Annotated in this window: 19 protein-coding genes; 6 read left to right on the top strand and 13 right to left on the bottom strand. The window is 60.7% G+C overall.

Translation table 11 applies throughout. From position 1 onward, the window contains the following. Positions 1-33 precede the first annotated feature (33 nt). From CD932_RS14555 to CD932_RS14535, 5 genes are all read right to left on the bottom strand, one after another. The gene (locus tag CD932_RS14555) at positions 34-885 is read right to left on the bottom strand and encodes a carbohydrate ABC transporter permease (protein ID WP_065308291.1); all 852 of its coding nucleotides are present in this window, start codon (positions 883-885) and stop codon (positions 34-36) included. A gap of 8 nt (positions 886-893) precedes the next feature. Next, positions 894-1,826, bottom strand: coding sequence for a carbohydrate ABC transporter permease (locus CD932_RS14550; RefSeq protein WP_094443252.1), 933 nt, complete (start codon positions 1,824-1,826; stop codon positions 894-896). A 21-nt stretch (positions 1,827-1,847) separates the two neighbouring features. After that, the gene (locus CD932_RS14545) at positions 1,848-3,080 is read right to left on the bottom strand and encodes an ABC transporter substrate-binding protein (protein ID WP_094443251.1); all 1,233 of its coding nucleotides are present in this window, start codon (positions 3,078-3,080) and stop codon (positions 1,848-1,850) included. Between the two features lie 67 nt (positions 3,081-3,147). Beyond that, the gene (locus CD932_RS14540; protein ID WP_094443250.1) at positions 3,148-5,094 is read right to left on the bottom strand and encodes a beta-galactosidase; all 1,947 of its coding nucleotides are present in this window, start codon (positions 5,092-5,094) and stop codon (positions 3,148-3,150) included. Between the two features lie 4 nt (positions 5,095-5,098). Next, positions 5,099-6,250: an ABC transporter ATP-binding protein gene (locus tag CD932_RS14535; RefSeq protein WP_094443249.1), complete on the bottom strand. Its 1,152-nt coding sequence runs from the start codon at positions 6,248-6,250 to the stop codon at positions 5,099-5,101. Between the two features lie 257 nt (positions 6,251-6,507). On the opposite strand from CD932_RS14535, the gene CD932_RS14530 reads away from it, so the two are divergent. Next, a complete protein-coding gene (locus CD932_RS14530) occupies positions 6,508-7,530 on the top strand; it encodes a LacI family DNA-binding transcriptional regulator (RefSeq protein WP_094443248.1) in 1,023 nt (340 codons plus the stop codon). Here CD932_RS14530 and dxs read toward each other — a convergent pair. The 3 genes from dxs to CD932_RS14515 are packed head-to-tail and all read right to left on the bottom strand — an operon-like array spanning position 7,490 to position 10,557. Beyond that, a complete protein-coding gene (gene dxs, locus CD932_RS14525) occupies positions 7,490-9,397 on the bottom strand; it encodes a 1-deoxy-D-xylulose-5-phosphate synthase (protein ID WP_094443247.1) in 1,908 nt (635 codons plus the stop codon). The genes CD932_RS14530 and dxs overlap by 41 nt on opposite strands. Beyond that, positions 9,398-10,282: a polyprenyl synthetase family protein gene (locus CD932_RS14520; protein WP_094443648.1), complete on the bottom strand. Its 885-nt coding sequence runs from the start codon at positions 10,280-10,282 to the stop codon at positions 9,398-9,400. 20 nt (positions 10,283-10,302) lie between these two features. Then, positions 10,303-10,557 carry an exodeoxyribonuclease VII small subunit gene (locus CD932_RS14515; protein WP_094443246.1) on the bottom strand — a complete coding sequence of 85 codons (255 nt, stop codon included), beginning with the start codon at positions 10,555-10,557 and terminating at the stop codon, positions 10,303-10,305. Between the two features lie 416 nt (positions 10,558-10,973). Between CD932_RS14515 and CD932_RS14510 the strand changes: the two genes are divergently transcribed. The 3 genes from CD932_RS14510 to CD932_RS14500 are packed head-to-tail and all read left to right on the top strand — an operon-like array spanning position 10,974 to position 13,921. After that, entirely contained in the window at positions 10,974-12,074 is a 1,101-nt protein-coding gene (locus CD932_RS14510; RefSeq protein ID WP_094443245.1) for an aromatic ring-hydroxylating dioxygenase subunit alpha, read from the top strand. A gap of 54 nt (positions 12,075-12,128) precedes the next feature. After that, positions 12,129-13,052, top strand: coding sequence for a DMT family transporter (locus CD932_RS14505; RefSeq protein WP_094443244.1), 924 nt, complete (start codon positions 12,129-12,131; stop codon positions 13,050-13,052). A gap of 11 nt (positions 13,053-13,063) precedes the next feature. Further along, a complete protein-coding gene (locus CD932_RS14500; RefSeq protein WP_094443243.1) occupies positions 13,064-13,921 on the top strand; it encodes a sulfurtransferase in 858 nt (285 codons plus the stop codon). A 397-nt stretch (positions 13,922-14,318) separates the two neighbouring features. Here the strand turns inward: CD932_RS14500 and CD932_RS14495 are convergent, their stop codons facing one another. The 5 genes from CD932_RS14495 to polA form a co-directional block, all read right to left on the bottom strand. Next, positions 14,319-15,803, bottom strand: a complete 1,485-nt coding sequence (locus tag CD932_RS14495; protein ID WP_094443242.1) for an ImmA/IrrE family metallo-endopeptidase — start codon at positions 15,801-15,803, stop codon at positions 14,319-14,321. Further along, on the bottom strand, positions 15,796-16,191 hold the full coding sequence (locus CD932_RS14490) for a hypothetical protein (protein ID WP_141213252.1): 396 nt from the start codon (positions 16,189-16,191) through the stop codon (positions 15,796-15,798). The genes CD932_RS14495 and CD932_RS14490 overlap by 8 nt, the downstream gene beginning before the upstream one ends. A 166-nt stretch (positions 16,192-16,357) precedes the next feature. Further along, positions 16,358-17,113, bottom strand: coding sequence for a ZIP family metal transporter (locus CD932_RS14485; RefSeq protein ID WP_094443240.1), 756 nt, complete (start codon positions 17,111-17,113; stop codon positions 16,358-16,360). A 234-nt stretch (positions 17,114-17,347) separates the two neighbouring features. Continuing rightward, complete coding sequence (locus tag CD932_RS14480) at positions 17,348-18,232, bottom strand: dienelactone hydrolase family protein (protein WP_094443239.1); 885 nt, start codon at positions 18,230-18,232, stop codon at positions 17,348-17,350. Between the two features lie 47 nt (positions 18,233-18,279). After that, a complete protein-coding gene (gene polA, locus CD932_RS14475) occupies positions 18,280-21,051 on the bottom strand; it encodes a DNA polymerase I (RefSeq protein WP_094443238.1) in 2,772 nt (923 codons plus the stop codon). Positions 21,052-21,332: 281 nt separating this feature from the next. Here polA and CD932_RS14470 point away from each other — a divergent pair, with 281 nt between their 5' ends. Both CD932_RS14470 and CD932_RS14465 read left to right on the top strand, forming a co-directional pair. Next, positions 21,333-21,734 carry a hypothetical protein gene (locus CD932_RS14470; protein ID WP_094443237.1) on the top strand — a complete coding sequence of 134 codons (402 nt, stop codon included), beginning with the start codon at positions 21,333-21,335 and terminating at the stop codon, positions 21,732-21,734. A gap of 82 nt (positions 21,735-21,816) precedes the next feature. Beyond that, positions 21,817-22,773: a homoserine kinase gene (locus tag CD932_RS14465; protein ID WP_094443236.1), complete on the top strand. Its 957-nt coding sequence runs from the start codon at positions 21,817-21,819 to the stop codon at positions 22,771-22,773. Position 22,774 lies beyond the last annotated feature (1 nt).

The raw sequence follows: 22,774 nt of genomic DNA, 5'->3' as shown, positions 1-22,774 counted from the left end.
CTGACTAAGGCAGCGTGATACTACGTACGGAAATTATCCTTTGGTGGCGCCAAACGTGAGCCCGGCCACAAAATGCTTCTGCATCAGGAAGAACATCAGCACCGACGGCAGGGCCGCCAGGATGGAGCCGGCCGAGACCAGGTTCCAGGCCGTGGTCCACTGCCCTTTCAGGCCCGCCACGCCAACCGTGATCGGCGCGGCCGTGTCGCCTTGCGTCAGGCACAGGGCCCAGAAGTAATCGTTCCACACAAAGGTAAACACCAGGATGCCGAGCGCAGCCAGGGCGGGCCGGATCAGCGGCAGGATCACCTTGGTAAAAATGGTCCATTCGCCGGCGCCTTCGATGCGCGCCGCTTCGATCAGCTCGAACGGCAGCTGCTTGATGAAGTTACGCAGGAACAAGGTGCAAAAACCGGTCTGGAAGGCCACATGGAACAGCACCAGGCCCTGCACCGTATTGAACACGCCAAAGTCGAGCGACATATTGCGAACCGGAATCATCAGGATTTGCACGGGCACGAAGTTGCAAGCCACAAAGGTAGCGAACAAAAAGGTATTGCCCTTGAACTTGTAGGTCGACAGGGCGAAACCGGCCATCGCCGCCAGCGCGATCGAACCGATCACCGATGGCACCGTGATGAGCACGCTGTTCCAGAAATAATGCAGCATCGGCGAGGCTGTCAGCGCCTCGTGGTAGTTGGCCCACAGCGACAGGTCGCGCGGCCAGCCCCAGTAATTGCCTTCCATCAGTTCTTCGGTCGAGCGCAGGGACGTCACCAGCACGGCGATCATCGGCAGCAGCCAGATCACCAGCGCCAGCGGCAGCGACATTTTGTACAGGCGCCGGTTCCACGGCTTCCATTTATCGACAGGCATCGGATACATGGCGGTCCTTATTGTTCTGTGCGCAGCATGCGCTTGAGGTGATACACGATATACACCAGCATCATGGCGAACAGCACCACGGCGACGGCCGCCGAATAGCCCTGGCGGTAATACTTGATGGCCTGGTCATACGAGTAATAGGCCAGCACGGTCGAGCTTTCAAACGGCCCGCCGCCGCTCATCACGGAAATCAGGTCGAAGCTGCGCAGCGCGCCGATAATGGTCACCACCACCGCCATGAAGGTGCTCGGGCGCAGTTGCGGCAGGATCACGTGGATCAGCATCGTCCAGCCCTTGGCGCCCTCCATGCGCGCCGCTTCCACCTGCTCCGAGTTGATCGAGGTCAGCCCCGTCAGGAACAGAATCATGCAATACGCCGTCTGCGGCCACAGGGCGGCAAAGATGATGCCGTAGGTCGCATAGCGCGGATCGCCCAGCACCGGTACGCCATGGCCGAGGATCAGCGCCAGGAGGCCAAAGGTCGGGTCATAGAACCAGCTGAAGATCAGGCCCACCACCACGCCGGACAAGACGAACGGCGCGAAGAACAGCGACTTGACCAGGCGGATGCCGCGCACCTGCTGGTTCAGGTACAGGGCCACGGCCAGGCCGGCCGGCGGCGCCAGCAGGAACAGCACCAGCCATAAAAAATTGTTTTTCAGGGCGGTGAAGAACGTGTCCGTGTGGAACAGCTCCTGGTAATTGGCCAGGCCGACAAAGGTCTTCTGCGCCAGGCCATCCCACTCGAAAAAGCTCAGGTAGATGGTGTACAGGATCGGATAGACCACGTACAGCCCGACCAGCAGGCAGGCCGGCGCCAGGAACAGCGCGGCGGCGCGATGCCGTTTGAATGCGGGCGCGGCCCACCAGCGCACGGGCCGGCGCGGCGTCTGTGCTGGTTTGCCGCCAGCGCCGCTGGCGCCGAGAGGTGAAGTATGCATGTCGTCAGCCTGGCCCGGTCATCACGATTTTTTGTAGATGCGCTTGCGCGTACGCTCGAGCTGCGCCAGGATCTCGTCGAGCGCGTTCGGATCGTTGATGAATTTCTGCATGCCCTTCATGCCTTCATCGGCCATTTCCTTGGTCATGTCGCGGTCATAGAACTGCGCGATGCCGCCCTTGGTATTGGACAGGATGTCGAAGCCGATACGCGAAATCGGCTCCTCCGGCGGCGCCGACTTGCTGTTGGCCGGCAAGGAACCGAGGCCTTCGGCCAGCTTGGCGCTGATGGCCGGGGTGCCGACAAACGCCAGGAAGCGGCGCGCGTCAACCTTGTTCTTGGCGCGGCTCGGAATATGCATCGACTCGATCGGGCCTTCCTCGGCACCGACGATGGCCGGGTCGATGGTCGGGAACTGGAAGTAGCCCATCACGGCGGCCTGCTTGGGCGGGAAGCCCTTGGCGATAAAGGTGCCCATCAACATCATGGCCGCCTTGCCCTGGAACACGAACGGTTGCGCCGCATCGAGATCGTACGACAGCGGATTGTCGATGAAGTATTTATTGTCGAGCAAGGTCTTCCAGGTGGTGTAGACCTTTTTGACGCGCGCATCGGTGTACGGGATCTCGCCGTTCATCAATTGCTGGTGGAAGGCATAGCCGTTGATGCGCAGGTCGAGGTAGTCGAACCATCCGGCCAGGGTCCAGGCGTCGCGGCCACCGACGGCGATCGGGCTGATGCCGGCCGCCTTGAGCTTCTTGTTCGCTTCCATGAACTCGGCCCAGGTCTTCGGCTCGCTGGCGATACCCGCTTTCGTGAACAGATCCTTACGGTAGAACATGCCCCACGAGTAATAAACCGTTGGCATGGCGTACTGCTTGCCCTTGTACGACGAGGCTTCCTTGCTCGATGCGTAGGTGTCGTTCCAGTTGTTCCTGGCCCAGTCCGCACTCAAATCCTCGAACAGGCCGCGACTGGCGTAATACGCCATGCGCTCGCCGTTATGCCAGGTGACGACGTCGGGCGCCTGGCTCGACAGCCAGTTCGGCAGCTGGATCTTGTACGCTTCTTCGTCGACGAAAGCGACTTTGAGTTCCACGTCCGGATTGGCTTTCTTGAATTCGTCGAGCGTGGACTGCCAGACAGTGCGCTGGCCGGCGCCCTTGAAGGCGATATTGACGGCCAGTGTGCCTGCCTGTGCGGTGGCGGCCAGCATGGCGGCCGATAACAATCCTGCTTGCATGATGCGTTTCATCTTGTCTCCTTGGTGTTGATCACGGAATAACTTCACGGTGCGAATCTGCGTTCGCTATTGAAACTGATTACACTTGAAATACCGACACGCCCTGCGGTGGCACTTGCGCGGCACCAATGACAAAGGTCGCTCCCGCCGGATGCGGCGCGTCAATCGGCGCATCGCCATAATTGAACACATACGTCAGCTCGCCGCGGCGGCTGATGCGCGTGCCGTCGTCCAGGCGCGCCACCGGCAAGCCCGCCTCATGGGCCACCGTCGCCAGGTAGTCGCGCAGCAGTGGCTCGTCAAAAATGGCCGCCAGGTAATGCAGGCGCTGGTGGCGCACGATGGCCGGATGGCCGTCGTCAAACGTGGCCACCACTTCGGTGCCGCCCGCCACCTCGATCAGATCGCGCCAGATGCGCGCTTCGCCTTGTTGCGATCCCCACTGCACCGCTACCTGCGTGGTCGGACGCATGGCGTCGACGCGCCACACGCGCATCGGCAACTGCTGCGCCAGCGGGCCTGGCCCCAGGTTGGCTGGTATGCACAGATCCACCGTTTTCGAGCCGCTGCGCGGCGCAAACACCACCTGGGCGCCGCTGTCCTGCAAGCGCTGCGGCAAGTCGTCGGGCAACACCGGCAGCGGCGGCACGACGATCAGGCTGTAGCCGTCGAAGTTGCTTGAGGTCGGAATCACGTCGACGTCGAAACCGAGCGAGCGCAAGGCGGAATAATATTCGAATACCAGCGGGCCGTACTGGAAGTCCTGGGCTTGCGGATGCACTTCGAACAGCCACTTGGCTTCATAGTCGAACACCAGCGCGACCTTGGTCGACACCTTGGCATTTTGATCGGCAATCAGTTGCAGTTCCTGCGATACCTGCATCGCTTCGGCGCCGCCGATATCGAGCAAGTTGTCGGGCGTGTTCAGGCCCGCATGCAGCTGCTCCTGGCCAAACGGACACTGGCGCCAGCGGAAATACGACACGCAGCCGGCGCCATGGGAAAACGCTTCCCAGCTCCACAGGCGCACCATGCCGGGCAGCGGTGCCGGATTCCATTTGGCCCAGTTGACCGGGCCGGGTTGCTGTTCCATGACCCAGAACGGCTGCTTCGACATGCCACGGTACAGGTCGTGGTTGAACGAGGCGAAGTCGGGATGGCCGGTGCGCAGCCAGCGTGATTTCAGCTCAGGCGAGAACCAGAACTCTTCCAGCGCGCCCAGCGGATAGCTGTCCCAGGTGGCGGCATCGAGGTCGGCGGCGACCGGATAATGGTCGAATTCAAAAAAGTTCTGCATGAAGTTGTGCACCATCACGCGGCCCGGCGCGTGGCGGCGCAGGATCTCGACCTGCATGCGGTTGTAGCGCGCCACTTCGCCCGAGGCAAAACGGCGGTAGTCCATGCGGTGCGCAGGATGGGCTTCGGTGACGGTGCCGATCGGTGCGTCGATCTGCTCGAAACTCGTGTATTCCATGCTCCAGAACACCGTGCCCCAGGCCGTGTTCAGCGCAGCGATGGTGGTGTAGCGCGCGCGCAGCCAGTCGCGAAAACGCGCCACGGCGTCGGGCGAATAGCTGACCACCGTCTGGTGGCAGCCGTATTCATTGTCGGTCTGCCAGGCGGTGACGGCAGGATGGTTGCCGTAGCGTTCGGCGAGCAGGGTGACGATGCGGTGCGAGGCTTCGAAATACGCGTTCGACGAAAAATCGTAATGGCGGCGCGAACCGAAGGCGCGCGCGCGGCCGTCTGCACCGACCGGCAGGATATCGGGATGCAGGTCGATCAGCCACTTTGGCGGCGTGGCCGTCGGCGTCGACATCACCACTTCCAGACCGGCCGCGCCCAGCACATCAATCGCGCGGTCGAGCCAGTCCCATTGCAGCTGGCCCGCTTCCGGTTCGATGCGGCTCCAGGCAAATTCGCCGATGCGGACCTGGGCGATGCCCATCGCCTTCATGCGGCGCGCATCGTCTTCCCACATCGATTCGGGCCAATGTTCCGGGTAGTAACAGACTCCTAAACGCATGACTTTACTCCTGTGCTAAATGTGGGGAATTGAACGGTGCCGCGACGGCGTTGCCATCGTCGGTAAACAAATGGCAGTGGCGCGCCAGCATGCCCAGGGTCAGCTCGGCGCCGGCCTCGGTGGCCACATTGCCGGGCGCCTTGGCCAGCAGCGGATCGCCGCCGGCCTGCTCGAAATGCAGATAGGTCTGTTCGCCCAGGCGCTCGACGAGCATCACGCGGCGCACGATGCGGTTGTTTTCTTGCGGCGCCAGCAGCAGGTGTTCCGGGCGCACGCCGACGCAGACGTTCTGGCCAGCTTGCAAGGCGCGGCCATCGGCGGCGATGGCGATGGTTTCACCGGTGTGATCGAGCGTGACGCGCACAGAGTCGGCTGCACCGTCGCCCGAGACCACCTTGGCAGGCAGGAAATTCATTTGCGGCGAGCCGATAAAGCCGGCCACGAAACGGCTGTTCGGGCGGTGGTACAGTTCCAAAGGGGAACCGACCTGGGCGATGCTGCCCAGGCGCTGCACGTCGGGACCGGCGCGCAGCAGCACGATCTTGTCGGCCAGGGTCATCGCCTCGACCTGGTCGTGCGTCACATAGACCACGCTGGCGTCGACGAACTGCTTGTGCAGGCGGGCGATTTCGATGCGGGTCTGGCCGCGCAGGGTGGCGTCGAGGTTCGATAACGGTTCATCGAACAGGAACACGCCCGGGCGGCGCACGATGGCGCGGCCGATCGCCACACGCTGGCGCTGGCCGCCGGACAATTGCTTCGGTTTGCGTTCGAGCAGTTCGTCGAGCTGCAGCACGCGCGCCGCTTCGCGCACGCGCCGGTCGAGTTCGTCTTTCGGCGTCTTGGCCAGCTTCAGGCCAAAACCGATATTGTCGTACACCGACATATGGGGAAACAGCGCATAGCTCTGGAACACCATCGCCACGCCGCGCTCGGCCGGCGGCACGTCGTTCATCAGTTCACCGGAGATGCGCAGCTCGCCGCCAGACAGGTCTTCCAGGCCGGCGATCATGCGCAAGAGGGTCGATTTGCCGCAGCCCGAGGGGCCGAGAAAAACGCAGAATTCATGTTCGCCGATGTCGAGATCGACGTTGCGGATCACCGCCGCGCCGTTGCCATACGACTTCTGCACTGCATTGAGGGTAATGCTGGCCATGCCTGGTCTCCAGTAGGTTAAGCGCTTAACCAGTGCGCCTTAAAAAAAGTGCCCGGCTGGCCAGGCACGCTCTTTTAGGTGTGTTTTTTATTATTTTGGTTTCGAATACGCTCGTTTGACTGGAATATACCAAAGGATTTTTTTTGAAGCAATCTAATCCTGTGACGCATTGCAGCAATTCATGGACTGCCTTCGCCGGTCATTGACAGCGGCCGTCGAACCATGTTGAATGCACGCATGCTCACGATCGCGCTCCCATGACCACCTTGTCCCAAGTCGCCCAGCGCGCCGGCGTTACCTCAGCCACCGTCTCGAACGTCCTGCGCCAGCGCGGCAAGGTCGGCGCCGACACGCGCGCACGCGTGCTGGCCGCCGTCGAAGCGCTCGGCTACCGGCCGCACCTGACGGCGCGCGCGCTGGCCGAAGGCCGCGCCCCCACCCTGGCGCTGATGGTGTCGAGCATCGCCAACCCGTTCTATCCCGAATATGCGCTGGCGGCGGAGCAGGCGGCGCGCCAGCATGGCCGCTTCCTGATCGTCTGCAATACCAATGACGACCACGATATCGGCCGCGCCTATCTGGACCAGATCGCCGGCACCCTGTCCGACGGCGTGCTGGTGATGAACGCCGATCCCTCGCTCGATGACCTGAAGGCAACCGAGCGGCGCGGCGCCACCGTGGTGCTGGGCATGTGGGAAAAGCCGCACCAGCCGCCGGGCCTGCCGTGCGTGGCCGTCGATTTTCACCTGGCCGGCGCGCTGGCGGCGCGCCATCTGATCGCGCTTGGCCACCGCAAGATCGGCGTGATGGTCGGCGGCGGCGTCTGTGGCGTGCACGCCGAGCGTGAACGCGGCTTCAACGATGCGCTGCTTGAACTGGGCCATGGCGACGCCGTGGTGCACAGAATGATGGTGCATGATTCGGTCGAAGGGGGACTGCAGGCGGGCGCCGCGATGCTGGCCGCCACGCCGTCCATCACGGCCGTGTTCGCCACCAATGACTTGCCGGCGCTGGGCCTGATGCATGCGGCGGCCGACCTCGGCATCAAGGTGCCGCAGCAGTTGTCGGTGATCGGGCTGACCGATATCCAGAGCGCACGCCAGGCTCGCCCGGCGTTGACCACGGTGGCGCTGCCGACCGCGCAGGCGGCCAGCATGTCGGTGGCGCTGCTGTTGGAGCTGATCGCCGAGCCGCAGGCGGTGGCGACCATGCGCATCGCGCCGGCGCCCGAGCTGGTGATCAGGGCGTCGACCGCCCCGCCATCATCAGACCTTGGCTGACCACTGCCAGCCGCGGCTCGGCAGCATCGTGCGGAAAGCGCTGGCGTATCGACGCGGCGATGCCGGTCGCGTCCAGGCCCAAGCCTTTGAGCAACTGCACCGGGTCGCCATGATCGATGAACTGGTCGGGCAAGCCCAGCATCAGGACAGGCTTGACGATCCCTTCCGCCGCCAGCGCCTCGGCCACGGCCGAGCCGGCACCGCCCATGATGCTGCCTTCCTCCACCGTCACCAGGTAGTCGTGGTCCGCCGCCAGCTGTTTTACCAGCGCCACGTCGAGTGGCTTGACGAAGCGCATATTGGCCACCGTCGCATCGAGCTGGTTACCGGCGGCAACACTCGGCGCCACCATGGAGCCGAAGGCCAGGATGGCGATCTTCTTGCCTTCGCGCTTGATCTCGCCCTTGCCGATCTCGAGGCTGGCCAGTTCCGGCACGATGGCCGTACCGGCGCCAGCACCGCGCGGATAGCGGATCGCCGCCGGTCCCGGATAGCAATAGCCGGTGGTAAGCATTTGCCGGCATTCGTTTTCGTCCGAGGCGGCCATGATGACCATGTTCGGGATGCAGCGCAAAAACGCCATGTCATAGTTGCCGGCATGCGTGGCGCCGTCGGCGCCGACCAGGCCGGCGCGGTCCAGCGCAAACGTCACGTCGAGGTTTTGCAGCGCCACGTCGTGGATCAGCTGGTCGTAGGCGCGCTGCAAGAAGGTGGAATAAATCGCCACCACGGGTTTCAGGCCTTCGCAGGCCAGCCCACCGGCAAACGTCACCGCATGCTGCTCGGCGATGCCAACGTCGAAATAGCGGTTCGGATACTGCTGCTCGAACCTGACCATGCCCGAGCCTTCGCGCATGGCCGGCGTGATGCCCACCAGGCGAGCATCGTGCGCGGCCATGTCGCACAGCCAGTTGCCGAACACTTCCGTGTAAGTCATCTTGCCGGGCGCCTTGGCCGGCAAGATGCCTTCGAGCGGATTGAATTTCGGCGTGCCGTGGTACAGAATCGGTTCCGCCTCGGCCAGCTTGTAGCCCTGCCCCTTCTTGGTCACCACGTGCAGGAATTGCGGGCCTTTCAAATGCTTGATATTTTGCAAGGTCGGGATCAGCGAATCGAGATCGTGGCCATCGATGGGGCCGATGTAATTGAAACCGAATTCCTCGAACATGGTGGCCGGCACCACCATGCCCTTGGCGTGCTCTTCAAAGCGCTTCGCCAGCTCCAGCACCGGGCCAGGCAGCACCGATTTACCGACGTTTTTCGCCGCTGCATAAAACTGGCCCGACATCAGGCGCGCCAGGTGGCGGTTCAGCGCGCCCACCGGCGGCGAGATCGACATGTCGTTGTCATTCAGGATCACCAGCAGCTTGATGTCTTCCTGCACGCCGGCATTGTTCATTGCCTCGAACGCCATGCCGGCCGTCATCGAGCCGTCGCCGATCACGGCGATCGCATGCAGCGGGTCACCCTTGATCTTGGCCGCCTGCGCCATGCCCAGCGCGGCCGAGATCGAGGTCGACGAGTGGGCCGTGCCGAAGGTGTCGTATTCGCTTTCGTCGCGTTTCGGAAAGCCCGAAATGCCATCCTTCTGGCGCAAGGTATGCATGCGCTCGCGCCGGCCCGTGAGGATCTTGTGGCTATAGGTCTGGTGGCCGACGTCCCACACGATACGGTCATGCGGCGTGTTGAACACGTAATGCAGCGCCACGGTCAGCTCGACCGTGCCCAGGTTGGACGACAGGTGGCCGCCCGTCTTGGAGACGGAGTCGAGCAGGAAGCTGCGCAGTTCCTGTGCCAGCGGCACCAGTTGCGAACGCGACAGCTGGCGCACTTGCGCCGGTTCATTGATGGTTTCTAACAGTTTCATTTAAGCCTTCCGCTGCACGACCAGGTCCGCCAGCTCGCGCAGGCGGCGTGCCTTGTCCCCGAATGGCGCCAGCGCCGCATGGGCGTCGCACCGCAATTGTTCTGCCAGGGCTTTGGACGGCGCCAGCCCCAGTATCGATACATAGGTCGGCTTGTTGGCCGCCGCATCCTTGCCTGCCGTCTTGCCCAGGGTGGCCGAATCGGCTGTGGCGTCGAGCACGTCGTCGACCACCTGGAACGCCAGCCCCACCGCCTTCGCATAGGCGTCGAGCGCCGTCATGTCGTTTGGCGCCAGGTCCTTGCCGGCCAGCGCGCCCAGTACCACTGCGGCGCGCAGCAGCGCGCCGGTTTTGAGCTGATGCATCTGTTCGAGCTGCTGCAGGCTCAGCGACAAGCCCACGCTGTCGAGATCGATCGCCTGGCCGCCGCACATGCCAAAGGAACCCGAAGCCTGCGCCAGCAGCCGTATCATCGCCATCTGCCGCCCGGGCTCGATGGCCGCGCCTTCGGCCAGAATGGCAAACGCCTGCGACTGCAGCGCGTCGCCGACCAGCAGCGCGGTGGCTTCATCGTAGGCGACATGCACGGTGGGCTTGCCACGGCGCAACGCGTCATCATCCATGCAGGGCATGTCGTCATGCACCAGCGAATACACATGTATCATTTCCAGCGCGCAAGCGGCACGCGCCAAGGTGGCGGTATCGGCATCGAACAGTTCGCCGGCCGCCATCACCAGCAGCGGGCGCACGCGCTTGCCGCCACCCAGCAGGGCATAGCGCATCGCCGCGTGCAGCTTGTGCGGCACCGCGTCAAGCGCCGGCAGGAACTGGTCGAGCGCGCTTTCCACGCCGGACTGGGTCGCTTGCATCCAGTCGCCAAAGGTCATGCCGGCAGTCGTCACAGCGGTCATTGCAGCGCCTCGCCATCGGCAAACGGCTTGAGCATGTCGCCTTCGAGCACCTTGACTTGCGCTTCGACACTGTCGAGCTGGCCGGCACAGTACTTGACCAGCTCGGAGCCGCGCTGGTAAGCCGCGACCGACGCTTCGAGCGGCAGCTGGCCCGCTTCCATTTGGGTGACCAGCTGGGCAAGCTCGGCCATGGCCTCTTCGAACGAGGCCGGCACAGCTGCGGCGACAGCGGCAGGTATTTTCTTGGACATAAACTCAGATCTTTTCGTGGCAACGAGGGACTTGCCGGCAGATGGCGGGCATACCCGGCCAGCATAGTAGCGGTATTTTAGAGCAAACCACTGTATTAAGTGAAAACTAAAGCGCGCACGGCGTGCTCAAAGCAAGACAGATTGCCCATCTGACGGTAATCTTGGCGCAATCGCCCCATCTGCCTCAAAACGCGCCACCAAGCGTCGTCTTGTTGACAATCGCGCCAAATACTGTCGTTTTTGGCAGAGGCTTTGGCATGGATGGGGCCGATTCACGCTATAATCGCCGGTTCTGTCCGAAATACCGTTTCAACCAATTTGAATTCAGGTCTTTGCGGATTCTTTCTCTCTGTAGCGGTTGCCCAGGGGATAACCCGGGAGCCTGCTGACCGTTGTACATATTATGGGGGGTTGGGATGTCCGATCTGGCTACTCACGCCAAGCTGGCGCGTTCAAACGCGCAACTTCCGGTCCACGTCTATTTTGACGAAACGCTGTTGCAGCGTGAAATGCAGCAATTGTTCCAGGCCGGCCCGCGCTATATCGGGCACGAGCTGATGGTGCCCGAAACGGGCGATTTTGCCACCCTGGCGTCCGAAAACGAAGGACGCATGCTGGTGCGCAACGCCAATGGCGTCGAGGTCTTGTCCAACGTGTGCCGTCACCGGCAGGCGCTGATGTTCAATGGCCGCGGCAATGCGAACAATATTGTCTGCCCGCTGCACCGCTGGACCTACGACCTCAAGGGAGAATTGATCGGTGCGCCGCATTTCCCCGAGACGCCGTGCCTGAACCTGTCGAAAACGCCGCTGCAAAGCTGGAACGGCTTGCTGTTCGAACAAAATGGCTATCACGTGATGGACAAGTTGAAAGACTTGTCCGTCTCGAAAGACCTCGATTTTTCCGGCTACATGTTCGACCACGTGGAAATCCACGAGTGCAACTACAACTGGAAGACATTCATCGAAGTCTACCTCGAGGACTATCACGTCGAACCGTTCCATCCGGGCCTGGGCAGCTTTGTCAGCTGCGACGATCTGCGCTGGGAATTCGGCAAGGACTACAGCGTGCAGACGGTGGGCGTGCACCGCGGCCTGCAGCATTCGGGCTCGGCCGCTTACAAGAAGTGGCAGGAGCAGGTGCTGCAATTTCGCGGCGGCGAAGCGCCGCCGTATGGCGCCATCTGGCTGACCCTGTATCCGAACATCATGGTCGAGTGGTATCCGCACGTGCTGATCGTGTCGACCCTGTGGCCCGATGGGCCGCAGAAAACGCGCAACGTGGTCGAGTTCTACTACCCGGAAGAAATCGTGCTGTTCGAACGCGAGTTCATCGAAGCCGAACGCGCCGCCTACATGGAAACCTGCGTCGAGGACGATGAAATCGCCCTGCGCATGGATGCCGGCCGCAAGGCGCTGATGGCGCGCGGCGTCAACGAAGCCGGCCCCTACCAGTCGCCGATGGAAGACGGCATGCAGCACTTCCACGAATGGTACCGCGACAAGATCGCACTGTAATGCCGAGGGCCGCCGCGTGCGGCCCTTTTTTATTTCACGCTTTCCAGGAATCACATGCAATCACTTTGGATGCTGTTTGCCAGCTTTATGTTCGCCATCATGGGTGTCTGCGTGAAACTGGCCTCGGAGATGTACTCGACCTCCGAAATCGTCATGTATCGCGGCATCATCGGCATGACGGTGATGACTTGCACCATCCTCTACCAGGGCGGCACCTTCAGGACCAGCATGTGGGGCCAGCACCTGTGGCGCGGCGTGGTCGGCGTGATCGCCCTGTGGCTGTGGTTTTATGCGATCGCCATCCTGCCGCTGGCCACCGCCATGACGCTCAATTACATGGCGCCGATCTGGATCGCCGTGATCCTGCTGGCCGGCGGCTGGTGGAAAGCCAGCCAGCAGCTCGAGTGGCCGCTGGTGGCGGCCATTGCCATGAGCTTTATCGGCGTCACCCTGCTGCTGCAGCCCGTGTTTGACACCGACCAGGCGGCCGGCGCCATCACGGCCTTGATCTCCGGCATGCTGTCGGCGCTCGCGTATTTGCAGGTAAGAAAACTTGGCTTGCTGGGCGAGCCCGAATACCGGGTAGTGTTTTATTTTTCCATCGTCAATTTCGTCGCCGGCGTGATCGGCCATGTGGCCAGCGCCGGCGGCGGCCCCGTCGTCTGGCATGCGCACACCAGCGGCTATGGCGTCGGCTTGCTGGCGGCGATTGGCCTGTGCGCCACCATGGCGCAGATGGCCATGACGCGCGCCTATCGCCTCGGCAAGACCCTGGTGGTGGCCAACCTGCAATACACGGGCATCGTGTTCTCCAGCTTCTGGGGCGTGGTCATCTTCGGCGACCTGTTCGACTGGCACGGCTGGGCCGGCATCGGCATCATTCTCGCCTCCGGTCTTGCCGCCACCTATTACAATACCCGCAATACCGCCCGTGGCGCGGCCATCGCGCGCACGGATCCGATCGCCAGCGAAGTGTAAAGGAGAGATGCTTGAACTACACGACCTTGATCAGTGCCAGCGAACTGGCCAGCCACATGAACGACAGCGGCTGGGCCATTTTTGACTGCCGCCACGACTTGCTCAACCCCACGGCTGGCAGCGACGCCTTTGCCACTGGGCATATTCAGAATGCCCAGTTCGCCGATATCGATACCGCCCTGTCCGGCGCGAAAGCCCCCGCCGGCCCGGCCTTCACCGGTCGCCATCCGCTGCCAGAACGCCACGCCCTGATCGCCACCTTGCGCAGCTGGGGCATCAATGACGACACGCAAGTGGTGGCCTACGATGGCCAGGGCGGCATGTTTGCGGCCCGTTTATGGTGGCTGCTGCGCTGGATCGGCCATGACAGGGTGGCCGTGCTCGACGGCGGCCTGGCCGCCTGGCAGGCGCAAGGCTTGCCGCTGGTCACGCCAGTGGCGCCTCGCCCGGCCGGCAATATTGCCGAACGCGCCAGCCTGACCCGCACCGTCAGCGTGCAGGAGGTGGTGGCCAACCTGGACAAGCAGGAACTGCAAGTGCTCGACGCACGCGCCCCTGACCGTTTCCGTGGCGAAAACGAAACCATCGATCCTGTCGGCGGCCATATCCCTGGCGCCAGAAATCGCTTTTTCAAGGACAACCTGCAGCCCGACGGCCGTTTCAAGTCGGCCAAGGAACTGGAACAGGAATTTTCCGGCCTTGTCACCAAGCCGGAAGCGACCATCCTGCAATGCGGCTCCGGCGTGACGGCCTGCCACAACCTGCTGGCCATGGAAGTGGCGGGCTTGCCTGGCGCCGCGCTGTATCCGGGTTCGTGGAGCGAATGGTGCGCCGATCCGGCGCGGCCGGTGGCGACCGGCGTGGTATAGACAAAGGCACGACGCCACCATCAACAGGAATTATCGATGCAACCATCTGTTTTGACCGTACTGCCCAGCGTGTGCCTTGCCGCGCCCTGCCTACGGCTTGTTCACCGGCATTCGCCCCCCCAGGCAGGTGCTGGCGGGAGGGGGCCGAAAAGATGGCAGCGACGAGCGCCTGCTGGCGCTGTGCGAAGCGTATTTCAATATCGCCAGTACTATCGGCTCAAGCACGACCACTAAGGCCAAGGAATTTTTTGAAAAACCGTCCCCACCGGTATGCTCAGCTTTGCCGAATATGCCTATGCCCTGTTTGAACTGCGGCGCCTGTGACAAACGCCGTTCTGATAGCATATGCCATCACAATACCGCCCGCATACCTGATAATTTATTAGTAATTTAAAAACTAAACTATCCCTGATATTATTTTTTCATCCACAAACTTCAGGCTGACCAATTTATAAATTCTGTTCTGTATGTATTCCTGCTCATTTCTTGATAAATGAGTGAAAACCGGGCTATTAAATATCTGAGCACAAGCTACTGTTTTACTTACTTCAAACCTGCTTTGAAGCAGACCTACAATTTCGACCAGATTGGTGCCGACTTGATCTCGCGCCCATGCAACAGATACTCTAGGCAACAATAATTCAGCAGCAAATGCGTTCGCACGCCTTTCGACATATAAATCAACACATCCACCCAATACTTCAGCAACTGGCAGCGCCGCATGTCTATCAATTAAAAAATGACAAAGCTCGTGGGCCAAGGTCATTCTGAGACGTTGATTATTGTCAGGATAAGGTCTGTCATCGTTAATTATGATGCACGGACCATGCTGTCCGTAACAGGCCATCGCTTCAATATGGCCAGAACCGAATTTGGCAAAAACTTTAGGAATTCCAAAGTTCAACAAATGACTTTCAACATCAAATGCCTCAAATTCACGCAGCGCGAATTCTTTTCGAAGCCACTCTGCCAGTCGATAGCCTGCCTCATGAGCGTAGAACGATTCAGAGTTTCTGAGATATTGCACAGCGCGCCTGCCCAATTCATCAAGTTCTGGAGAGTTTATTTTAGGTACTTGCCGAATGGTTTTTATGAGCTCCGCAGTGGCGGACGATGAGAGAATACCTTTTGTCATGCGAGCCGCTGCCAGTAACTCATTATCATTTGCCGCCACTGCCTCCCAGCTACTTCCACTTAAATTCGAAACACCCCAAAATTCAGCCCTTACGGAACCCTGCTCAATCACCACCAACTCATCATCAGTCAAACCAGTAGAAAAATTAAAGAAAGAATTCAATATGAATTCCTGCCTTTTATTCCAATCCGATACTGCAGCAACCACACGCTGATTATTCGACTCAGAAAACGAGGTGGCCAGTTGATTACCTATTTGTTCCAAACTGCGCATACAAGCATTAAAATCGGCACGAATCGGCGCACCACCTTCAGGAGAAAGCCATACACTTTTGCCCACCCTTAGCCAATAAAGACCAGGCATACCTATTCCTTTCCAACCAGCGGAAAGGTTATGCCGATTATGGAATGCATAAAGTATTGGTTCTTCAACGTCAGCGATGGCATCACCCTGCCGAGACCAGCGCAATTCCGCCTTATCCCACATTTCGCCAGGATGAGACGTTACCTTATTTAACCACTCAAAAGGATATGTTTGCTCTACCATCAGTGCCGGCCATGTAAAAGCCAGATGCTCTAAAAAATCTACCCATGTCCACTCTACAGGTTGTGGAAAGACTGGCGAATTCGAAAACCAAAAAGGAGCACCGTCCAAAAATAGCGTGCCCGCTCCATAGCCGTCGGCCCGCTCGCGCAAATCGTCAGCGGGAACAAAATTAAAGTGCAATACAGAATCGATATCAACCATGCTTTTTTATCCAGTCCTTAAACTCGCGCAAACAACCTTTTTTCTCAGCCATTTGCGTTAATTCCCTAATCACTTGTCGCGGCAATCGATTCATGCCCGGACGTGCGCACCAAGGATACCCGTGATAGGCACCAAGTCGCGTGGGGACGGCTTCATAGATAACGCCTTCATGTACGGTCCACAATTTTTTAGGCTGAATAGTATCGGCTTCAGTCGTTTCAGAGATTGCTCCAACAAGAAGAACTTGAGCAGTTTCCTTCGACAATGTATTAGGACATTTCCCGTGGATATGCGACCCACTTCGTACAAAATCAGCATCTGGCTTATTCCAACAATGTTTTTTTCTATGTTCAGCTGGATCGTACTGCCATTGTGTATCATCTGCCATCAACAACCGCCTGTCGTTGCACACCCTCAATTATCAAGCACGTTGCATGACTGAGGTAGAGGGCGACACCACAGCTTGGCATGACAACAGAGTATTATACTTCAGTAGGATCGGAGCTTTATGAAGTGCTAAATCGTACCCCATCCAATCCACGATTTCCATAGCTTCAATGTGAGCGGTGGCGCGTCAGGAACAGCACGATGCCCACGCCCAGCGCGATCAACAGCACTTGTGGAATGGTTTCGCGCAGGGTCGAGCGGCGCTGCATCTGCGGCATCAGGTCACTGAGCGCGATATAGATGAAGCCGGACGACGCGAACACCAGCACATAGGGAATCAGGCTGCTGGCGCGGTCCAGCGTGAAGTAACCCAGGAGGCCGCCGGCCACCGCCATCAGGCTGCACAGCAGGTTGAAGACAAAGGCGCGCACGCGCGAAAAGCCGGCGTTGAGCAGCACGATGAAGTCGCCGATTTCCTGCGGGATCTCATGCGCGATAATGGCCAGGCCCGTCACCAGGCCCAGCTTCGGGTCGGCCAGAAAGGCGGCGGCGATCAGGATGCCGTCCGTGAAATTGTGCATGCCGTCGCCCACCAGTATCATCCAGCCGGCCCTGCCCGCTTCGTGCTTGTCGTGACCGTGCGCATGGTGGTGACCATCGCCTTCGTGGTGGTGCGAATGGCGCAGGATGGCAAATTTTTCCAGCATGAAAAACGCCAGCAGGCCGGCCAGCAAGGTCGCGAACAGGCTGCGCGGATCGGCCTGCGACTCGAACGCCTCGGGCAAGGCGTGCAGCAGCGAAGTCGACAGCATGATGCCGACCGACAGGCTGACCATGCGTTCGACCACCTTGGACAAGAATGCAAACGAGAAAATCGCCGCCGCTGTAATGCTGAACACACCCGCGATCGTGGTCGCGAGCAAAATGGATAAAAGGACGGGATCGATGATTTCTTACCTCAAAAGGGGCGCCAGGATACTGGCGCCCCCTGTGCTGGAAGCGGCTCAGTACGGTATTGCTTGTTGTGGATGATGCAACCTTGGCGGCGGCGTGGTGCGTTCCAAGATGCAATTGTACTGCATTGGCGAACGAACCGGGCGTTTGCTGCCCGGCTCGCCTTGCTGGATCAGTCAGGAAAGATGCCGCAGGGATATTAATTACACCACGCCATGCGCCTTGAACCAGGCCAGGCATCGGGCGTACCCATCCCTCGCGTCGGCCGCCACATAGCTGGGGCGGTAGTCGGCGTTGAAGGCGTGGCCTGAGTCGGGATAGACCACGAATTCGGATTTGCTGGCGCCCTTGGCCAGCGCCGCTTTCATCTTCTCGATCGATTCTTGCGGGATGCCCGTGTCCTTGCCGCCGTACAAGCCCAGCACGGGCGCGGTCAAGGTTGGCGCGATATCGACCGGGTGCTGCGGCGTGATCGGCGTCGATTCGCCGACCAGGCGGCCATACCAGGCCACGCCCGCCTTCACGGCCGGGTTGTGCGCCGCATACAGCCAGGTGACGCGCCCGCCCCAGCAAAAACCGGTGATGCCCAGGCGCGTGGTATCGCCGCCGTTTTGCCTGGCCCAGGCGACGATGGCGTCGAGGTCGCTCATCACCTGCGCATCGGGCGTCTTGCCGACGATGTTTTTCATCAGTTCGGGAATGCTGGCCACCTTGGTGGCGTCGCCCTGGCGCACGAACAGGTCGGGCGCCAGCGCCAGGTAGCCCTGCCTGGCAAAGCGGCGCGCCATGTCGGCGATATGCTCGTGCACGCCGAAGATCTCGGAAATCACCAGGATCACGGGCAGGCCGGTCTTGCCTTCAGGCTGGGAGGCGTAGACAGGCACATCCTGGCCGTCGACTTTGACCATGACGGTGCCGGAAATAAGGCCCGCACCATCGGTCTTGATGACGTTTTGCGCCACCACCGGCAGCACGGCCACGGCAAAGCCCGTGCCCAGGGCCACCTTCAGGAAACCACGCCGGCCATCCGGCCCCGCCAGCGTGCTCTGGCCCAGCAGACTTTCCATATCGGCAATCATGTCTTTCATGCGGTTCTCCTGAAGGTCTTGCGTTGAAAGGAATTACTGCAAGGCAATTAATGCGCTTCGTCCCAGTTCTTGCCCACGCCTACTTCGGCCGTCAGCGGCACTTTCAGCTCGGCCACGCCGGCCATCAGCTCGGGCAGCTTGCGCTTGACCAGCTCCAGCTCGGCGTCCGGCACTTCCAGCACCAGTTCATCGTGTACCTGCATGATCATCTTCGTTTGCAGGCCATCGCGCTCCAGCCAGTCCTGCACGGCGATCATGGCCAGCTTGATCAGGTCGGCAGCCGTGCCTTGCATCGGCGCATTGATGGCGGCCCGTTCGGCGCCCTGGCGGCGCGGGCCGTTCGGCGAATTGATTTCCGGCAACCACAGGCGGCGGCCAAACACGGTTTCCACGTAGCCGCGCGCCTTGGCTTGCTGGCGCGTGTCTTCCATATATTGTTTTACGCCCGAAAAACGCGCGAAATAGCGGTCGATATAGCTTTGCGCGGCCGTGCGGTCCACGCCCAGGTTGCCCGCCAGGCCAAACGCGCTCATGCCGTAAATCAGCCCGAAGTTAATCACCTTGGCGTAGCGGCGCTGCTCGCTTTGCACTTCGGCGGCCGGCACGCCGAAGATCTCGGCCGCCGTGGCGCGGTGAATGTCGATGCCGTCGGCAAAGGCGCGCAGCATCGCCGCGTCGCCCGAGATATGCGCCATGATGCGCAGTTCGATCTGCGAATAGTCGGCCGAGACGATGCTGCTGCCCGGCGGCGCAATAAAGGCTTCGCGGATGCGCCGGCCTTCGGCGCTGCGGATCGGGATATTCTGCAAATTCGGATCGTTCGACGCCAGGCGCCCCGTCACGGCCACGGCCTGTGCATAATTGGTATGCACGCGGCCGGTGGCGAGGTTGATCATCTTCGGCAGTTTGTCGGTATAGGTCGACTTCAGCTTGGCCATGCCGCGGTATTCGAGCAGCACCTTGGGCAGCGGATAATCCTCGGCCAGCTTTTGCAATACTTCCTCGTCGGTCGACGGCGCGCCGGTCGGGGTCTTCTTGATCACCGGCAGTTTCAGTTTCTCGAAGAAGATTTCGCCGATCTGCTTGGGCGAACCGAGGTTGAAGGGCTGCTCGGCCAGCTCATAGGCTTTCTTTTCCAGTTCGAGGATTTTCACGGCCAGTTCGGCCGACTGCACATTGAGCAGCGCATCATCGATCAGCACGCCATTGCGCTCGATCTTTTGCAGTACCTGCGCCGTCGGCAGCTCGATCTTTTCGTAGATAAAGGTCAGCTTTTCGTCATTGGCCACATTGCCCCAGATGGCGTTGTGCAATCGCAAGGTGATATCGGCGTCCTCAGCCGCATAGCGGGCTGCCTGCCCCACTTCCACCTGGTTGAAGGTGATCTGCTTGGCGCCCTTGCCGCACACGTCCTCGAACGCAATGGTCGTGTAGTTCAGGTGGCGCAGCGCCATGCCGTCCATGTCGTGTTTCTTGTGCGACTCGAATACATAGGATTCGAGCAAGGTATCGTGCACGATGCCGCGCAGAATCACGCCATGGTTGGCGAAAATATGGCTGTCGTATTTGAGGTTCTGGCCCAGCTTCGGTTTATGTGGGTCTTCCAGCCATGGCCGCAATCTGTCGAGCACATGCTGGCGCGACAGCTGGTCCGGCGCGCCCGCGTAATCGTGGGCCAGCGGAATATAGCAGGCGGCGTGCTCGGCCACCGACAAGGAAATGCCGACCAGCTGCGCCGTCATCGGCTCCAATGAAGTGGTTTCCGTATCGACGGCGGTGAGCGGCGCCGCATCGATCAGGGCGATCCATTTATCGAGCTGCTCGTCGGTCAGCACGGTTTCATAGATGGCCTCGGGCGCCGTAGCAGACGCAAGCCCGGCATCGGCAAACATGTCGCCCGTCGTATTGACGGCAGTACCCGGAACCGCAGGCGCGCCCACCGGCGACATCGGCGGCGGCGCGCCACCGAGTTCGCGCAGCAGCGCCTTGAAGCCATAGCGGTTGAAAAACGCCAGCAGCGCGTCGCGGTCTTCGTGTTTCGCCACCAGCGAGTCGGCAATCGTCGTCATGTGGCCGGACAGATCGCAATCGGTTTTGACGGTGATCAGGGCGCGCGCCTGCGGCAGCCATGGCAGCGCCGTGCGCAGGTTCTCGCCGACGGCGCCGCCAACGCTGGCGGCGTTTTCCATCACGCCTTCCAGGCTGTCGTACAGAGTCAGCCATTTGACGGCCGTCTTCGGTCCGCATTTCGACACGCCCGGCACATTGTCGACCGTATCGCCGATCAGGGACAGGTAATCGATGATGCGGTTCGGCGGCACGCCGAACTTGGCCAGCACGGCCGCTTCGTCGAGCTTTTCATTGCTCATGGTATTGATCAACGTGACCTGGCTGTTGACCAGTTGCGCCAGGTCCTTGTCGCCGGTCGACACCACCACGTTCATGCCGGCGCCAGCGGCCTGCACAGCCAGGGTACCGATCACGTCATCGGCCTCCACCCCATCGACCATCAGGATGGGCCAGCCCATGGCTTTTACGGCTTCATGGATCGGCTCGATCTGCAGGCGCAGGTCATCCGGCATGGAGGCGCGCGTGGCCTTGTATTCAGGATACATATCGTCGCGGAAAGTCTTGCCTTTGGCATCGAACACGCAGGCGATGTAGGCGGCCGGATAGTCGGCGCGCAGGCGGCGCAGCATGGTGACCATGCCGTGCATGGCGCCGGTGGGGTGGCCGTCCGGGCTGCGCAGGTCGGGCAGCGCGTGGAAGGCGCGATAAAGGTAACTGGAACCGTCGACTAACAGCAGGGTGTTTTGCATAATGCCAATAAAATAAGGTGAGCCGCGCCTGCCAGAGGAAAACAGGGGGCGGGCGGGTGGAATATCGTTCAATTATCGCAGAGTTTGCGGCCGCATTGCCTGGCGTGCGCAGCGCCGTTTTTGCCTGTGTGGCCCGGCGTGCCGGCGCGCTCGGTTATTTCTCCGCATTTAAAACAGCATCGCTTACCAGTTTGTTACAATGCCCCATAGATAACAACGGCTTATTGACAGCCTGTCCACTGCGGCGTCACGCCACAGTCACACTTGGAAGCGACCCCATCATGATGCCTACCTCCACTCTCTGGCAACTCCTGGCCCTGCCCCTGCTGGCCGTGTCGGCGATCGCCAGCGCCCAGACGCCACCGAAACCCAGCGATGCGCCACCGCGGCTGGAACGTATCGAGGAAATGGGCGAAGCCCCCATTACCGTCACTCCGGCAGCGCCGGCCCGGCAGATCACGGAAAAGCGCGAAAATGGCGTCACGTCCGAAGTGAAAGTGACCTCGGGTGGCAGCACCTATTACATGAAGCCGTCGGCAGGCAGCGACCAGGCCCACGGCAGCGCCCTGCGCGGCCCGCAATGGAAGGTGATGGAGTTTGACCTGGGCAAGAAAAAACAGAAACAGCGCGATGATGAGGCCAGCGACGACACTCCCGCACCGCCAGCGCCACCAGCCAAGTAAGCAAGCCTTCCTCACCGCACTGCCCCGGCCGTCCGCAGGGCAGACGGTTTTTTTTTGACCTTTTTGATCTGATCTCTTTCCCATGGCAGTTTTTACCGCGCTCAACCTGGACGATCTCGGCCAGTGGATCAAGCAATTTCCCCTCGGCAAACCTCTGGCACTCAAGGGCATCGCTTCCGGCATTGAAAACAGCAATTTTTTCCTCAGCACCGAACGCGGCGAATATGTGCTGACGATTTTTGAAAACCTGAGCTTCGAGCAATTGCCGTTCTATCTGCAACTGATGCGCCACCTGGCCGAGCGCGGCGTGCTGGTGCCGGCGCCGATTCCGAACGCCGACGGCGAACTGGTGTCCGCCTTGCAAGGCAAGCCGGCCGCCATCGTCAGCAAACTCGATGGTCAATCGCAAATGGAACCGCAAGCGGTCCACTGCGCGGCCGTTGGCGCCATGCTGGCGAAAATGCACCTGGCGGCGCAGGATTTTCCGCTGCAACAACCGAACCTGCGCGGCCTGGACTGGTGGAACGCCACCACGCCGCTGGTCTTGCCGCACCTGGACGACGCGAACGCGCATTTGCTGCGCGCCGAGATTCATTTCCAGGACGCCTTTGCCGCCTGCGCCACCTACAAAGCCTTGCCGCGCGGCCCCGTGCATGCCGACCTGTTCCGCAACAACGTGATGTTCGACGGCGAACAACTGACAGGCTTTTTCGATTTTTACTTTGCCGGCTGCGACACCTGGCTGTTCGACGTGGCCGTCACCGTCAACGACTGGTGCATCGATTTGCCTACCGGCAAACTCGACGTCGCGCGCGTACGTGCCCTGCTCGATGCCTACCAGGCCGTGCGCCCCTTTGGCAACGAAGAACACACGGCATGGCAGCCGCTGCTGCGCGCAGCCGCGCTGCGCTTCTGGCTGTCGCGCCTGTACGATTACTACCAGCCGCGCGAAGCCGAAATGCTGACACCCCACGATCCCGCGCATTTTGAACGTATCTTGCGCGAACGCATCGCCACACCCGCACCGGAACTGTTTTAAG

This window comes from Janthinobacterium sp. PC23-8, assembly GCF_002250505.1.
Lineage (GTDB): Bacteria > Pseudomonadota > Gammaproteobacteria > Burkholderiales > Burkholderiaceae_D > Janthinobacterium.
Note: the sequence above shows the minus strand (reverse complement) of the source record. Positions and strands in the feature narration are given on the sequence as shown.